Raw genomic sequence first — 14,557 nt, 5'->3', positions numbered from 1 at the left:
CTAATAAAAACCGCCCGCTGAGATCATCTCATCGGGCGGCGCAGTTTTACTCTGGTAAACCATTTAAACAAGGCTTGATCCTAACGGTAAGAATCCAGCACGGCTTTGAAGACAGGACCCGAACGCTCTATTTGACGGATGGGAACGCTGTAGGACAAACGGAAGTGTCCTCCCCGTCCAAATCCGCTTCCCGGGACAATAAGCAGTCTGTGATCCTGCACAGCCTTCAGGCAGAACTCCACATCGTCCGCGATCGGTGTCTTGGGGAAGATGAAGAAGCCACCTTGCGGCACATCGAACTCATAGCCCGCTTCCTGAAGAACCGCTACCATCAAATCCCGGCGTTTGCGGTATTCATTCTGCTCCACGGTCAATGACTCCATCCTCGCTAAAGCACGCTGCATAAGAACCGGTGCATTGACGAAACCGAGCGTCCGGTTGCTGAACACGAAGGCCTGCGCAAGCAAAGCGGCATGCTCGGTGGAAGAATCCACCGCGACATAGCCAAGACGCTCACCGGCTATCCCTAGATCCTTACTGAACGAGCTGATGAGGATGGTACGTGAGTATGCTTCAAACGGATTAGGCGGTACCGCGTCATACACGAGCTGGCTGTACGGATCGTCATAGAGAAGATACAGAAGGGAACCGTGCTTCTTCTCGGCTTCTTTGAGCACGTCGCCCAGCTCGTTCAAGTTCTGCTGCGACAGCAGCTTGCCCGTAGGATTGCCCGGTGTATTGACGATAATCGCGCGAGTGCGAGACGTGATAGCTTCCGCCACCCGCTTCGTGTCGATGCTGAAATCATCTGCGAGCGCAACGTGGACAGGGATGCCTCCATGATTGTCTGCATAGTAGTCATATTCGACAAAATAAGGCGTCAGCAGGATCACTTCGTCCCCCGGATTGAGAAGGCTTTTGCACACGACATTCAATCCGCCTCCGGCACCGACCGTCATGACCACATGCTCCTGAACGATCTTACCGCCATAGCGGCTGTTCAGGTACTCCGCGACTTTATGCCGGGCAGCCGGCAGTCCTTGATTGGGTATGTACTGATGTTTGCCCAGCTGCTCGTCCGTAATCGTATCCTGGAGAGCTTGCCGAAAAGCCGCCGGGGGTTCTACTATAGGGTTTCCCAGAGAGAAATCGAATACTTCATCCGCTCCGTAAATTTCAGTGAGACGTTTGCCTTCATCAAACAGCTTACGGATCCATGAACCTTTCTCAAGCTGGTCCGCCAGCTTCGCTGATATTGCGCCATGATTAGTCATTCGGGTAAACCTCCATAATTCCTTATATTTTCATTGCGAAGTTACATGGTACGTAGAAGTTGAAACAGACGTTCGTTCTCCTCTTCGGTTCCGATGCTGATTCTCAGTTTATCCTCAAGCAGAGGAGAATCGAAATAACGGACATAGACGTGCTGCTCTGCAAGTTTCTCTGTAATCTGGCGGGCAGTTAAGCCCCTGGAAGCCGGCGGCGTGCAGAGGACGAAATTCGCCTGTGAATCCGGAGCGGAATAACCCAGGCTGCGCAGCTGTCCGATCAATTCCCGGCGGGATTCCTTCAGGCGCTGAATCGTTGCGGCAAGATAGCTCTGGTCCCGCAAAGCCGCAGCGGCAATCGTCTGCGTAAGCATACTGACATTGTAGGAATCTTTACACTTGTCGAGCGATTGAATCAGCTCCGCATTTGCGAAAGCATAGCCAAACCGGATTCCGCACAAGGAATAAGACTTCGATAGCGTGCGGATAACGATCACATTCGGATGCTCATGAATGAGCGGCAACGCTGTCGCTGCCCCATCGGCGAAATCAATATACGCTTCATCAATAATCAGCAGACCTTTGTAGCGCCGGGCAAGCTCCGCAACGCTCTCTACAGGGAGAAGGAGCCCCGTGGGCGCATTCGGATTAACGAGAATAATCGCATCGGAAGGCACGGCGAGCAGGGCTTCGATGTCCACCCGGAAGTCTGCAGAGGTCGCCACAAACTCAGGATGAACCCGGTGAATGCGGGCTGCCGTCTTGTACAGCGAATACGTAGGGTATGGCAGTACAATTGTACTTTCTTCCGGGAGGAATGCTCTGAACAAGAGGGCGATGATTTCATCGGATCCATTCCCGCAAAAGACCTGTGAGGGCTCTACGTTATAAATAGAAGCCAGCTCTTCCCGGACATATTCGGCCGTTGCATTCGGATAGCGGCGCAGCAGGGAATAATCGAATGTCTGAAGCGCTTTTTGTACCTGCGGAGAAGGCGGATACGGATTCTCATTCGAATTCAGCTTGATGACCTGCTGATCTGCAGCCGGCTGAAAGCCGGGTATGTAGGGCGCAAGCTCACGGATATGCGGTTTAGCGTACACAATGATCCCTTCTTTCCATAGGCCGTTTGCATGTTTCACTTTAATCTAGTATAGCGCAATTTATAAGAGATTCTAGCAAAAACTTTAACCGGATAAACGAAGAAAAATAATCCTATAGGAACATATGTTTGTATTTGTTTTCATGCTATACTGAGTGAACAATAGAGTCGGCCTCCGAGGCGAATAACACGCTTCAAGAAGGGAGGTGCGCGCTTTGGATATGAAGGATACCATGACCCTCATGTTCATGTTCGGCATGTTTATTCTTGCCCTCCTAACCTATGTTAAAAAGAAATAGACCTCCCTGAACTCCAGAGGAGCAAGTAGGTCTATCCGGCCCGTTAACCGATGCCCCGGGGGCAGTCTATTGTATCCTCTCCCGCAGACGCTGGCACGTCTGCGGGATTTTGTGTGCCCGGAAGCCGCTACGGCTATCCGAGGCGTTCCCTCTCATTGTAGCATAGCAGCGCTTGGGGTGGAATAACCCGCTAGGTCTAATGATACAGCCGCGTTGTCCTAGTCACCCCAGTCAATCCTCTTCCTTGCTTATCTCTATTAAACTAACTGATAAACTAACTGAATTTCTAGTAATCTTTTTGCTTCTCTCTCTCATATTTCAAACCTCCGCTTCATAGACTAGATCAAACAAGCAACTATCACAACCGCCCTGCCGGTCAAAAGGAAGAAGGGAATCCCGTGACGAGCTTTGTCACAGCCGCTATTATGAATTTTTGCGTTGCCTTTGGCGTAGTCATGGGGGGCAGTATGCTGGCCGGAATCGGCTCTGTCCTCTCGCTTCAACCACCCACCTATAAAATGCAGCTGATTGCCGAGAACATCAAGATTTGGGCCATGGTTGCCGCGATCGGCGGTACAATTGATCCGATCCGGATGATACAGGATAATTTCCAGGACGGCCAGCTGTCGCCTGCCATTAAACAGATTCTGCTGATTATTTGCGCTTACATCGGCGCACATTCCGGAACTTCACTTATCCAATTAATCTGCAAGGGGGGCGGACAGCCGTGAGAATGCCTGATTTCAACCGGTTCCCCCGGCTTCTATCCGGACTCGGACTATTCATATCCGGAGGAATTGTAGGCAGCGCCGTATTCTTGAGCCTGTACCATCACACCTATAATGTACTGGTCATTGATAATTTAAATTTGCGCAAAGAAAACAGCGAACTGCAGCTGGACATCGAGTCATTGAATAAGTTCCGGAACAAACAGGGACTCATTACGCACGTAACCGTTCATCTATATAACAGTGTTCAGCATCCGCTCGAAAGTCATGTGGAGAAAGCGATAGAAGACCGGGTCAAAAGGGATTTGAAAATTGTGGAAGGGCAAAAAGTAGGGGAAATCCGTGATTCCCCCCAGCTGTATGAGAGGATCATCACGAACAAGACCTATTACGGGGTCGTCGATAAAGATTATATCGTCAACGTGAAATCAATGGTACTCGTCCAATCGGAGCTTACAGTGTGGATTACAGCAGAAGAGCCCAGGAAGCTGCCTGCGCCGGACAAAGGCACGAACGCGCCGGGAGGCGATTCCTTCTAGCCAACTTCCTGAGGACTACAGCTCAAAACGCGCCAGCGCGACTTCCCGGAATGCTTCTTTATTAGAAGCAAGGGCAGGTATTTCTGCCAGCAGCTCGTCCGCGTGGTGAAGATATAAGTTCTGTATGGTACGCGTGTATTCAATACAGCCGGAGCCATAAATATATTCCACACATTCCGGCTTATGCTTCAGAAACTGCTCTTGATCGATTTCACCCTGGTAATACTGACGGATCCATGGGGAGCCGTCTTCCTCTTCATCCAGCAGGAACAGCACGGGAATGGTCTTTTTCTTCTGGACAATATCGTTCTTATAGTCAAAACGGAGCAAATCGCTCAGGTCGTTATCCAGCTGCGCCATCAAGCCCATATAAAGACCTAGCCGATTTAATTGGCTAACCGTTTCTTCATCACTGCCGCCAACGGTACAGGTATAGCCTAAATATAGAGCAAGCTGCACCAATGCCCCCGATTTGCGCTGTACCATGTCTACATAATCTTCTTCGCTCTCGGCCGCGCACGTGATGTCCAGATGCTGCCCATTGATCGCCTCGGTTATAAACCGCCCGACCTGAGCCGGATCGGGAAGAGGGCTTCCCGGATAACGCAGGCGTAGAGCCCCTAATTCCGAGATCGAAGCCGTTACAAAACCGGTGTAGATATTCAAGGCTTGTTCCTGCGGAATTCTCATCCAAGGTTTGGCCGTATTGTCCTGGTCCTGCAGGTCATCCATAATATCCAGGGCCAGAAGAATCAGCTCCGTAAGTGCAGCTACCCGGTGAATAGCGGGATGATTTCCGCCCAGCAAATGATGTGCACCGAGTGTTAACTCCCCCCAGATGGACTGCTCTTCCCGCTTGTCCTCCACACTTTTCTTCATCAGAAGACTTAACGAGTTTATGGGAAAATGCGTCTCGATCAGATTCTGGATTTCGCTCCAAACTTCCGCCTTCATGCGGCACCGCCTTTTCGGAATGTAGATATGTCGCTTCTATGTTTAACGCTTCATTTGTATAAATTTCTCGATGGCTTGAGCGCGCGATTTCACTCCGAATTTATCATATATCTTGCGTACATAGTTATCTACGGAACGCTTGCTCATATGAATTTCATCGGCAATCTGTTCGTTGGTCGCCCCTTTTACTATCTGGTTCATGATATTGATTTCCTCGTCGGTCAAACTCGACATATCATCCTCCGGCTGGCTCAGCCGTAATTGATGCAGCAGCGATATAGGAATAACCGTCTGGCCTTCTTTCAAAGAGCGCATCATATTGCGGATCTGCTCTTCGCTTGAATCTTTGGACATAATGCCGCAAACACCCAGATCGAGCAGATTATTCAGAATCGGCATATAATCAATTCCCGTAAAAATAACAATTTGAATCGTTTCATCTATTTCCCTCATCTTGACTGCGACTTCCATTCCGGTTAAATCCGGCAGGTGAAAGTCCAGGAAAATAACGGAAGGCTTCAGCTTCATCATCATTTCGATGCCGCTTTCCCCGCTATTAGCTACACCCACAACCTGAATATCTTTTTCCTGCTCAAGAATGAATTTCGTTCCGTAAGCCATGGCGGGGTGGTCATCTACAATCAGGATCTGCTGTATATTATTCATGTCAGTAAGCCCTCCTTTATTGGGATGTGAATCGTAACCTCGACTCCTTTGCCTGACATGGTGTCCATTTTAAAGTTACCGTTCAAATGCAGCACACGGCCTTTCATCTGTTCTATGCCCATGCCCGAGCGGCCAACTGTTTTGCGTCCTGCCAGTTCCTGCTGAAAGCCGACGCCATCGTCTTCGTAATGGATAACAACTTCCTCTCCGCTTGCACGCAGCTGGATGAACAACTTGCTGGCCTGTGAATGTTTCTTCGCATTTGTAATCAACTCCTGAATCACACGGAAAATATGGCGTTTGGCATCATAATCGAGATTTTCCATAGCCGTTGTTTTGCCCTCCGTGCTGAACTGAATCTCATAGTCTCCTATGCCTGACTCTGTATCTACCAAATTCTGAAGGGCACGGACAAGTCCTATGTTCTTAAGCAAATACGGATTCAGTTCAAAACAGCACTGCCGGAGGTTCATATTAATGAGCTCCAGATGATTCAAAATATCTTTGAGCAGACGGTGGTCATCCGGATTCAACATCTGTTTCTGCAGATTCTTAAGCTTTCTCTGGACGAAAAAGATGTCCTGCATGGTCGTGTCGTGAAGGTCGGTTGCAATCCGGGTACGCTCCTTTTCCTGCAGATCGAACATCGTTTTGCGGAACCAGACATAATCGGAAGAACCTTCCTGATTGGGAAGCTCAGATGCGAGTTCCAGCAGTTTCATGTTCAGCTTGCGGATCAGGTACAAATTCTCCAGGCTTACGGATAAATACGAGATAATCAAATTCAGCCACTGATTTTCTTCCCGGTTCATAAATGTATTCGTTTTCTTCTTCGTCATAACCAGGTAGGAGATGTATTCCTCATGGCCTTTGATTAACGTCCTCGTATACTCCGAGTCAAACCATTCATTCGAAATAAACCGCCGCTTCACTTCTTTCTCGTCAATATTTCCTTCGCTGATGATTTCGAGATTTCCAGATGCGTATTGAATGACGATAGCACCCCCGAATACCTGCAGCGTATCCACGATATCCACGAGGACAATGTCCTTTAATTCACGGAAATTCGTAATGCTGCCGAGGTCCGTGGCAATTTTTTTGAGCGAGTTCTGCAAATGATATTTCCTCGGGAACATGACCTTCTCCAGCCTCGTCGCAAAATACTCCAGGGAGTATGTAACAAAAGTTAGGACGACCATGGTCGTCGTGAAACTGATCACAAGGTGCTTGGCGCTGGCATCTTTCTGGAAAATAAAATAGTTAACGGCAACGAGGACAACACTTGGAAGAATCGAAATAACGGCTGTAGAATAAATTCTTCTTAGGATAATATCCAAGTCGTACAACTGCTTGGACATAATCAAATAACCGAAAACGACTGGAAATACGAGTACAAACCAACCGCTGTAGTAGGAAAAAGCTAATTCCTGCTGGAATACGATTCTTGGGATGAATGTCAGGAAAACGAGCGGGAAGAATGAAATCGTCAGCGCTATGATGACCGTTTTGATAACCGTGAATAAATAATCATTTGTTTTGCGGTATTTATTGTAGAGATAAATCAATAAAATAATATTTGATGAAAAACCTAATACAAATATAAACATCGTTCCGTAATAAATAGTTAAATAATATTGAATATTTGCGTAGGGAAGAAACATTATTGCCTGTATAAATGTAAAGAAGCTTAAGACCATATACACGTATTTCATAAAATAAGTAGGCATACTAAAACTGGATTTTTCTTTAAAAAATAAAATAAGAAAATGTAAAAATACAAAAGGCAGACAGGCTACTAAAATCATGGTTATCCCTTTTGCCAGTACATCTGCCCGAGTTGAAGCCCCAATAGCCATAAAAATTAATGCAATATTTGAAAAAACAAACGACAGCATAACAGCAGATTTGGAATTGGAAATTCGAGTGTATAAGAAGTAAGCAAAGATAAACGCAAATATTTCACCGACCAATGAAAGTATATCAATGGTCATGGATGTAGCATACTCCTTAGTTGAAAAAACAACCTCCTTCCCATCACGTAAAATAGTGATGGAATCCGCTTGCTCTATACTGTAATAATTCTTTACGGTAGAATGCTTGGACGGGTCCTGCCCATCTATCGCAACAACTATATCTTTTTCCTGAAACCCCAGCTTTTCTCCGATACTAATTTTTTCTAATCCCGCTATATACCACTGATGATTAGCATTTTGCTCAACCAATATTCCCAGATAAGGGTACCGATAAGCTACTTTTAAGAAAGCCACTTGCAGGAAGATGATGACTATTAAAAACAAGATCATCCATTTTTTATTGATTTTCATAAATCCACCTTTTCGAGTGAAAGATTTTAAGGTAATATAGGAAATAAGTTATACATTCTTCTCAAAGAGAGGTGTCTGTCATGCAAACGGCAGTACTATGGTCCCGTGAACTTAAGCAAGCGGTCAAAGAAGCAGTAAGTTCCAACTCGGTATCTTCATCCTCCGCATCTTTGTCTAAACTCGAAGTGGCATCCTTGCAGAAAGCCGTAACTAGCGAGAAGCCAGAAGTTAGATACATCATGTGGTAAACCTATCCACATCATAGCAAAAAACAAAAAGATTGCCTATCCGCTAACTACGGGTACGCAATCTTTTTTGTTTTGCCCAAATCCTGAATTGCGCTCCAACGCAGCGAAAAATGCGCATCCAACCTGATTCTTAAGTTTAACTGCATATTTTGAGACATTAGGACCTAAGTGTGTCCCTATAGGATAGGAAAATATAACCCCATACGTTGTTTATACGCTTGCACAAGAGTGCAGATGAATTTGCATGGTAGCGAAACAAAATTGCGCTGAATATGTAAGGTTTTAAAGATAATATAAAAGTATACAATATTATCCATAGTTTAGAGCTTAGGAGTGTTCTTTATGACCCAGTATCAATTCGATAGCCATTTTGAGGATCTGCTTAAGGACGCGTTAGTGGAAAAATTTGAAGCAGTCGAGGTACCGAATGTACAGCTCAACTCCTCTTGGGAAAGTTTAAAAAAGAAATTAGAGATAAAAAACTATCCTGCTTAGAATGCTGTTATTTAGTCGTTTATTGGTCATTGTTTGATCTTAGTTCTACATTAATAAATTTGTTTCCTTCTTTTATGGATAGAGCCGGTTGCCTACAAGGCCCCGGCTTCGTTGCTTTTTGCCTGGAAAGTCGGTACAGTTAAAGCAAAACGCTCATTAGGGGGATTTTAGTAGATGCTCGAAACGATACAAATTGCATTGTCTGTCCTGATCTTCATTACGCTCTTATTCTCGGTTCTCTTCAGCTTCCGTTCTCGCCGTCAAACCGATCCCAAACAAAAAGGCATCAACACCGCTCTGATGAATATCAGCATGGGATTGATGCTTATCGTCATTGCCATCACGCAGCTCTTCTTTATGTCCGACACGGCTACACGCCGAGTTTTCGGTACGGTCTGCATGCTGCTGGGCCTCTTCAATTTATTTGCCGGAATTCGCAATTATGCTTATTTTAACCGGATGTCCCGTTAAACCCCGTCTATAAATTGAGCCGTCAGCATCGCTCTGCATACTAAAGTGCCGGCGTGATAGATTTGCACATCGATCTTACCGAACTTCCGGCTCACTTCCAGAATATTCGGGCGGATCTGGATCTCACTTTCCATTTGAACCGGCTTAATGAAGTAAGTAGACATATTATCCATGACAAGGTCGCCTTTCTTTACCGTTTGTACCACACGATAAGCGGCCTCTGTCATGAGCGTCGTCAACACACCCTCGGAGACGGTTCCCAGATGATTGGTCATTTGCGGAGTGATCGTACCCTTGAACACCACATTCCCCTGCTCATCCCGGAATTCCTCGAATCTTCCCCATATCAAATCTTCGAATGTCTCGCCATTCTGCGGCTGTTTCTGAATGTACTGCATCGCTTTAAGCACATCGTTCCGATTGATAATCCCCAGCATCTTGCGGTTACCATCCACGACGGGCAACAGCTCGATGCCTTCCCAGACCATCATATGGGCTGCAGAAGCTACCGAGGTGAGAGGACCCGCCGTTAGCGGGTTGCGCGTCATTAAACGATCCACCGTCTGGTCGGATTCGGCCCCCAGCATATCCTTCGGCGCTACAAGCCCAATCACACGGTTCCACTCATCCGTAACCGGATAGCGGCTGTGTCCCGTTTCTTCCACAAGCGCCCGCCATTCCTTGACCGTACTGTTCGACTTCAGCGCAAACACGTGCGGATTCGATGTAAGAATATCTTCAACAAGAAGAATTTTCTTCTTGATCAGCCGGTCATAAATAGCGCGATTAATCATCGAAGCCACTGTAAAGGAATCATAACTGCTCGAAATAATCGGAAGCTCCAACTTGTCGGCCAGCTTCGTCATTTCCTGGCTCGTATGAAATCCTCCCGTAATCAGCACCCCCGCCCCATGCTGGAGCGCCATCTCGTGCGCCTCTTCCCGGTTGCCCACGATAAGCAGAGAGCCCGCTTCCACATAGCGAAGCATTGCATCTAATTCCATCGCTCCGATGACGAACTTATGGAGCGTTTTATCCAGGCCGTTCATGCCGCCCAGCACTTCGCCATCTACGATATTCACCACTTCTTCGAAGGTAAGCTTGTCGATATTGCGCCGCTCGCGCTTGCCGACTCTTACCGTACCCACGCGTTCCTTCGTACTCACGAGTCCCTGATTCTCGGCTTCTTTAATGGCGCGGTAAGCGGTCCCTTCACTGACTTCCAGCTGATCGGCAATTTTGCGGACGCTGATCTTACTGCCTATTTTCAAGCTTTCTATAAAACGGAGAATTTGCTCGTGCTTGGTTAAAGTCTCCATTCCGGTTTCATCCAACTGTATTACCCCCGTCCGGTTCTCTGTATTAGTCTGTTGGTATCATTATAGACGAACACGAACCAAACGAAAAGTTTAGAGCCGCACCATTTCCTTTTTTTTGAAAAACGAAGGATCATACCGGACTAATTAAACCCGAAAACAAGGGCAGCTCCCTGTTATTTCCGAAGCCCCAGCAGTTTTTTTCCTTGGATTTTCTGCTCGTTCTGCCATCTTTTCATCCGCTTCACACGGACCAGATCCTGACGCGTTTCTTCGTCGACACCCAGAAGCTCATGCAGATGAGCTGCGATGACCAGCAGAGCAAAACAGATCCAAACCACTCCGGCGACCGTGGGCAGGGTAAACCCTTCTCCGATGTTAAGCTGCGGCACGGAATACAGCAGCATTCCCAGCGCCAGACTCATATAAATGATGTTTTTTAATCCTTTCATGGTCCACACTCCCCCTGAGATTAACAGTTGCGCATCCGGATGAGGACACGCCGCCTATCTTGTACATCCTATGACGGGCTTCGGGGATATATGATGACTCCACAGGCGCTCAAGTCCCGATTTATAAAACGGGTCTGGATTTCCTTGGTACATCTTGTGCATGCATGTCCTTCATCTGATCCGGTAGCCCGGTTTTCCTAGGACGTACAGCATGAAGAAATCTGCCTATCCGGTTGTAATCATGAAGCTTGCGGTCCCGATCCCGGTTGTACTGCTCCATCTCTTTTTCCAGAAAATAATAATGCGGAAACATGCTTCAAACCCCTTTTCTCATTGAAGTGAACGGCTACGTCTGATTATAGAAGAATTTGGAATAACAAAAAGAGTAGGTTTACCGTTTGCTTTTTCCCCTTTTACAGTGACACACAGATACCCGGTATATATTTATACAGGCTGTTATAGTCATCCATATAGCAACTGTATACATGAAAGCGCCTTATTCCACTATTATTTATTGAAACATTTACCAGGAGTACTGCGTCTAAGCAGGTACACTACACACATAATCATGAAGGGATCGATCATTTTGACATTCACCAAACTAACAGCGGGCTTCGTTGTTCTCAGCTTGCTCAGCTCCTGTTCCCTGTCGGCCAAGCCTTCCCAAATATCTATACAAGATCGTCAGGAGACCGCCTCCAATCTGGATACCAAAGTAGTGAAGGCAGCAAACGGCTTTGGATTGCAGATTCATAAGCAGCTCGCTCTCCAGGACCCGGATGTCAACATATTCCTCTCCCCACTCAGCATCTCCATGGCGCTGGGCATGGCCTACAACGGCAGCAGCGGCACCACCAAAGAACAAATGGCCTCGGCACTGGGCTGGAAGGGAATGAGCGATGAAGAAATTAATCGGGGAAATCAGACCTTGAATACGCTTTTACAAAAATCAGGGAAAGGTGTAGAGGTCCATATGGCTAATTCCATGTGGCTTCGCAAGGATTTCTCCTTCAATAAAAAATTTCTCGACACCAATAAAACCTACTACGGGGCTAAAGCGGAAGAACTGGATTTTAACGATTCCGACAAGACAGTTCAGACCATCAACAAATGGGTGGACGAGCAGACAAAAGCGAAAATTCCGAATCTGCTCAAGCAGGTGGACCCCAGCGATGTCATGTTTCTGGTTAATGCCGTTTACTTCAAGGGCGCATGGACGCAAGAGTTTCGTACGGCAGATACAAAAGATGATTTGTTCAAAAAGAAGAACGGTTCTTCTAAAACCGTTAAAATGATGTCTCAGCAGGGTTCTTACGAGTATGTAAAGGCAGAAGATTATGAAGCCGTACGACTGCCTTATGGAGAAGGGCAGATGGATCTGCTGGTCGTACTGCCGGATGAACAATCAACGCTCCAGGCTCTGCAGGAAAAGATATGGCAAGATCCTTCTCAGTTTCAGAAGCCATTCAAGAAAAGTTCCGGACAAATCCGCATCCCCCGCTTTAAAGCCGAGTACGGAAAATCACTTATTGAAAGCTTGAAGAAGATGGGAATGAACATTCCGTTCGATCCTCTCCAGGCTGATCTTAGCCGCATTGCTGCCACGCCTCCAAACTTGTTTATCGGGAAAGTCACGCACAAAAGCTATATCGAAGTGAATGAGAAAGGAACAGAAGCGGCAGCTGCAACCGTTGTAGGCGTAAAAACAACTTCACTCGAACAGCCCCAGGACCCTTTCGATTTGAAAGTGGACCGTCCGTTCTTCATCGCGATTGAGGATCGCCAGACAGGCGCGTGGCTGTTTGTAGGCTCGATTGTAGAGCCGTAGAATTTATTGCTGCAAATCCTTGGCTGTTGATGATGCATGTAAGGCGATTATGTTATTTCTCTTGATATCTGCCCATCCAAAAAGCCGGCCGCCTGAAACTTAGGCGGCCGGCTTGTGTGTTGAAAGTGTCATGCGCAGAATGCTTTGCACAGAGCGCAAACCACTGCGCATACTAGTCTGCACATGGCTGCAAGTGGTTCTTCCCGGTGCCGCTCTCATTCTCATGCAGCTATATGCGGCCCGCCCGCAGAAGCTGTGAATGCAGCAAGCCCTCTCACCCGCAGAGCCGGGCGGACCAGTGAAGCAGCTCGGAAGAGCTGGTCATGCGGCAGGCAAGAGGGCATGTAAAGCGGAAGAGCGGGACATGTCCCGGAAGCGGCAATTCAACGCGGATGAGCGGGGCATGTCCCTGAAGCGGCCATTCAACGCGGATGAGCGGGACATGTCCCAAAAGCGGTAATCAACGCTGAAGAGCCGGGACATGTCCCAGAAGTGGCAATTCAACGCGGATGAGCGGGGCATGTCCAGAAGCGGCAATCAACGCGGATGAGCGGGGCATGTCCCAGAAGTGGCAATCAACGCGGAAGAACCGGGCATGTCCCGGAAGCGGCAATTAACGCTGAGAACCGGGCATGTCCCAGAAGCGGCAATCAACGCGGAAGAACCGGGCATGTCCAGAAGCGGCAATCAACGCAGAAGAGCCGGGCAAGCGCCTCGGCTCTTCCTCCGCTTACAGCCGCACTACAGCGCGCCCGCGCATGCGGCCCGCGAGAATGTCTTCCAGCGCGGCGGGCACTTCCTCCAGCGTGATTTCCCGCTGGATCATGTCTGCAAGGCCGCGCGGCTTAAGGTCGCCCGCAAGCCGCTCCCAGATCTTCCTGCGCAAAGGCTCCGGGCAATTGACAGAGTCAATGCCCAGGAGGTTAACGCCGCGCAGGATGAACGGGTACACGGTGGCGGGGAACGATCCGCCGCCGGTGAGCCCGCTGAGGGCGACAGAGCCGCCGTACCGGATCGTGCTCAGCACGTACGGAAGCGACGCGCCGCCCACAGGGTCCACCGCTGCCGCATACTGCTCGCGGCGCAGCGGCTTCCCTTCTGTCGAGAGGGTTTCTCTCGGCAGCACATCCTTAGCTCCGAGTGCGCGCAGGTACGCGTGTTCGGAGCTCTTGCCCGTGCTGGCGGTTACGTCGTAACCGAGGCCCGCCAGCATGGATACGGCGCTGCTGCCCACGCCGCCGGTCGCCCCGGTGACGAGCACGGGGCCCTGGTCCGGGCGCAGGCCGTTGTCCTCCAGCCGCTGCACGGAGAGAGCGGCTGTGAAGCCTGCGGTGCCGAGGGCCATCACGTCCTTCAGGGACAGGCCGCCGGGAACCGGCACCGCCCAATCCGCCGGCACGCGGGCCAGCTCGCTGTAGCCGCCGAAATGTCCGGTGCCGAGCCCGTAGCCGGTGACCAGAATCCGGTCACCTTCGCTAAACCGGGGGTCTGCCGAGGATACCACGGTACCGGATAGATCGATTCCAAGTATCATAGGATAAGCTGCGACAACATGACTTTCGGGCTGTGAAGCTAGTCCATCCTTGAAATTAACACCCGAATAAGCCACTTTTACCAGCAGCTCTCCTGCAGGAAGCTCGCCAGCGGTCATCTCCCTTATCCCGAGCGAAATACCTCCAGCGGCATTAAGCTCAGCATGTAAAGCACGAAATGGAGAATCTTGCATAATTCATCCCTCCTCATTCCGATCTTACTCTATCTTCGCTGGTTATGCATCCGCCCGAGCAAGCCCGGCTGAATCCGTCCAGAAAATATGAGGCTGTCCGTTCCCGTGTCCCATACTTTCCGGGCGGCAGCAGCGGAGCAT

Annotated in this window: 16 protein-coding genes; 8 read left to right on the top strand and 8 right to left on the bottom strand. The window is 48.6% G+C overall.

All coding sequences use genetic code 11. From position 1 onward, the window contains the following. Window positions 1-80: 80 nt before the first annotated feature. Window positions 81-1,274, bottom strand: coding sequence for a pyridoxal phosphate-dependent aminotransferase (locus EDM21_RS15460; RefSeq protein ID WP_157336814.1), 1,194 nt, complete (start codon window positions 1,272-1,274; stop codon window positions 81-83). A gap of 41 nt (window positions 1,275-1,315) precedes the next feature. Then, entirely contained in the window at window positions 1,316-2,371 is a 1,056-nt protein-coding gene (gene hisC / locus EDM21_RS15455) for a histidinol-phosphate transaminase (protein WP_166542034.1), read from the bottom strand. Between the two features lie 220 nt (window positions 2,372-2,591). Here hisC and EDM21_RS25025 point away from each other — a divergent pair, with 220 nt between their 5' ends. The 3 genes from EDM21_RS25025 (at window position 2,592) to EDM21_RS15445 (ending at window position 3,936) form a co-directional block, all read left to right on the top strand. Next, a complete protein-coding gene (locus EDM21_RS25025; protein ID WP_268893085.1) occupies window positions 2,592-2,669 on the top strand; it encodes a putative holin-like toxin in 78 nt (25 codons plus the stop codon). Window positions 2,670-3,067: 398 nt separating this feature from the next. Continuing rightward, window positions 3,068-3,400 (top strand): YtrH family sporulation protein, encoded by a 333-nt coding sequence (locus tag EDM21_RS15450; RefSeq protein ID WP_068773526.1) that lies wholly within the window; start codon window positions 3,068-3,070, stop codon window positions 3,398-3,400. A 2-nt stretch (window positions 3,401-3,402) separates the two neighbouring features. Next, complete coding sequence (locus EDM21_RS15445) at window positions 3,403-3,936, top strand: hypothetical protein (RefSeq protein ID WP_157336903.1); 534 nt, start codon at window positions 3,403-3,405, stop codon at window positions 3,934-3,936. A gap of 15 nt (window positions 3,937-3,951) precedes the next feature. On the opposite strand, the gene EDM21_RS15440 is transcribed toward EDM21_RS15445, so the two are convergent. From EDM21_RS15440 to EDM21_RS15430, 3 genes are read right to left on the bottom strand one after another with little or no spacing between them, the layout of a single operon-like run. Continuing rightward, the gene (locus EDM21_RS15440; protein ID WP_157336812.1) at window positions 3,952-4,890 is read right to left on the bottom strand and encodes a polyprenyl synthetase family protein; all 939 of its coding nucleotides are present in this window, start codon (window positions 4,888-4,890) and stop codon (window positions 3,952-3,954) included. A 42-nt stretch (window positions 4,891-4,932) separates the two neighbouring features. Beyond that, complete coding sequence (locus tag EDM21_RS15435; RefSeq protein ID WP_157336810.1) at window positions 4,933-5,556, bottom strand: response regulator; 624 nt, start codon at window positions 5,554-5,556, stop codon at window positions 4,933-4,935. Then, window positions 5,553-7,163, bottom strand: a complete 1,611-nt coding sequence (locus EDM21_RS15430; RefSeq protein WP_166542032.1) for a sensor histidine kinase — start codon at window positions 7,161-7,163, stop codon at window positions 5,553-5,555. The genes EDM21_RS15435 and EDM21_RS15430 overlap by 4 nt, the downstream gene beginning before the upstream one ends. A gap of 797 nt (window positions 7,164-7,960) precedes the next feature. On the opposite strand from EDM21_RS15430, the gene EDM21_RS24610 reads away from it, so the two are divergent. The 3 genes from EDM21_RS24610 (at window position 7,961) to EDM21_RS15425 (ending at window position 9,094) form a co-directional block, all read left to right on the top strand. Beyond that, window positions 7,961-8,128, top strand: coding sequence for a hypothetical protein (locus tag EDM21_RS24610; RefSeq protein WP_166542031.1), 168 nt, complete (start codon window positions 7,961-7,963; stop codon window positions 8,126-8,128). Between the two features lie 342 nt (window positions 8,129-8,470). Next, a complete protein-coding gene (locus EDM21_RS24605; RefSeq protein WP_166542030.1) occupies window positions 8,471-8,623 on the top strand; it encodes a hypothetical protein in 153 nt (50 codons plus the stop codon). Window positions 8,624-8,797: 174 nt separating this feature from the next. Further along, window positions 8,798-9,094, top strand: coding sequence for a YtpI family protein (locus EDM21_RS15425; RefSeq protein ID WP_157336806.1), 297 nt, complete (start codon window positions 8,798-8,800; stop codon window positions 9,092-9,094). Here the strand turns inward: EDM21_RS15425 and EDM21_RS15420 are convergent. Both EDM21_RS15420 and EDM21_RS15415 read right to left on the bottom strand, forming a co-directional pair. Next, a complete protein-coding gene (locus tag EDM21_RS15420; RefSeq protein WP_166542040.1) occupies window positions 9,091-10,413 on the bottom strand; it encodes a DRTGG domain-containing protein in 1,323 nt (440 codons plus the stop codon). The genes EDM21_RS15425 and EDM21_RS15420 overlap by 4 nt on opposite strands. A gap of 173 nt (window positions 10,414-10,586) precedes the next feature. Next, window positions 10,587-10,862, bottom strand: coding sequence for a hypothetical protein (locus EDM21_RS15415; RefSeq protein ID WP_157336796.1), 276 nt, complete (start codon window positions 10,860-10,862; stop codon window positions 10,587-10,589). 586 nt (window positions 10,863-11,448) lie between these two features. Between EDM21_RS15415 and EDM21_RS15410 the strand changes: the two genes are divergently transcribed. Then, window positions 11,449-12,690: a serpin family protein gene (locus EDM21_RS15410; protein ID WP_157336794.1), complete on the top strand. Its 1,242-nt coding sequence runs from the start codon at window positions 11,449-11,451 to the stop codon at window positions 12,688-12,690. 259 nt (window positions 12,691-12,949) lie between these two features. Next, window positions 12,950-13,150, top strand: coding sequence for a hypothetical protein (locus tag EDM21_RS15405; RefSeq protein ID WP_157336792.1), 201 nt, complete (start codon window positions 12,950-12,952; stop codon window positions 13,148-13,150). 270 nt (window positions 13,151-13,420) lie between these two features. On the opposite strand, the gene EDM21_RS15400 is transcribed toward EDM21_RS15405, so the two are convergent. After that, window positions 13,421-14,416 carry an acrylyl-CoA reductase family protein gene (locus tag EDM21_RS15400; protein ID WP_157336790.1) on the bottom strand — a complete coding sequence of 332 codons (996 nt, stop codon included), beginning with the start codon at window positions 14,414-14,416 and terminating at the stop codon, window positions 13,421-13,423. Window positions 14,417-14,557: the final 141 nt, after the last annotated feature.

The sequence above is a fragment of the Paenibacillus lutrae genome (genome assembly GCF_009757775.1).
GTDB lineage: Bacteria > Bacillota > Bacilli > Paenibacillales > NBRC-103111 > Paenibacillus_F > Paenibacillus_F lutrae.
The sequence above is the reverse complement of the archived record's forward strand: the minus strand, read 5'-3'. Positions and strand labels throughout refer to the sequence as shown.

Excerpts from the sequence above, each read along its gene's own strand:
- EDM21_RS15430 (WP_166542032.1), bottom strand. The coding sequence starts at position 7,163 with ATGTTTATATTTGTATTAGGTTTTTCATCAAATATTATTTTATTGATT.
- EDM21_RS15420 (WP_166542040.1), bottom strand. The coding sequence starts at position 10,413 with ATGGAGACTTTAACCAAGCACGAGCAAATTCTCCGTTTTATAGAAAGC.
- EDM21_RS15405 (WP_157336792.1), top strand. The coding sequence starts at position 12,950 with ATGCAGCAAGCCCTCTCACCCGCAGAGCCGGGCGGACCAGTGAAGCAG.
- EDM21_RS15400 (WP_157336790.1), bottom strand. The coding sequence starts at position 14,416 with ATGCAAGATTCTCCATTTCGTGCTTTACATGCTGAGCTTAATGCCGCT.
- EDM21_RS15435 (WP_157336810.1), bottom strand. The coding sequence starts at position 5,556 with ATGAATAATATACAGCAGATCCTGATTGTAGATGACCACCCCGCCATG.
- EDM21_RS24610 (WP_166542031.1), top strand. The coding sequence starts at position 7,961 with ATGCAAACGGCAGTACTATGGTCCCGTGAACTTAAGCAAGCGGTCAAA.
- EDM21_RS15425 (WP_157336806.1), top strand. The coding sequence starts at position 8,798 with ATGCTCGAAACGATACAAATTGCATTGTCTGTCCTGATCTTCATTACG.
- EDM21_RS15440 (WP_157336812.1), bottom strand. The coding sequence starts at position 4,890 with ATGAAGGCGGAAGTTTGGAGCGAAATCCAGAATCTGATCGAGACGCAT.
- EDM21_RS24605 (WP_166542030.1), top strand. The coding sequence starts at position 8,471 with ATGACCCAGTATCAATTCGATAGCCATTTTGAGGATCTGCTTAAGGAC.
- EDM21_RS15460 (WP_157336814.1), bottom strand. The coding sequence starts at position 1,274 with ATGACTAATCATGGCGCAATATCAGCGAAGCTGGCGGACCAGCTTGAG.
- EDM21_RS15445 (WP_157336903.1), top strand. The coding sequence starts at position 3,403 with ATGCCTGATTTCAACCGGTTCCCCCGGCTTCTATCCGGACTCGGACTA.
- EDM21_RS25025 (WP_268893085.1), top strand. The coding sequence starts at position 2,592 with ATGAAGGATACCATGACCCTCATGTTCATGTTCGGCATGTTTATTCTT.
- EDM21_RS15415 (WP_157336796.1), bottom strand. The coding sequence starts at position 10,862 with ATGAAAGGATTAAAAAACATCATTTATATGAGTCTGGCGCTGGGAATG.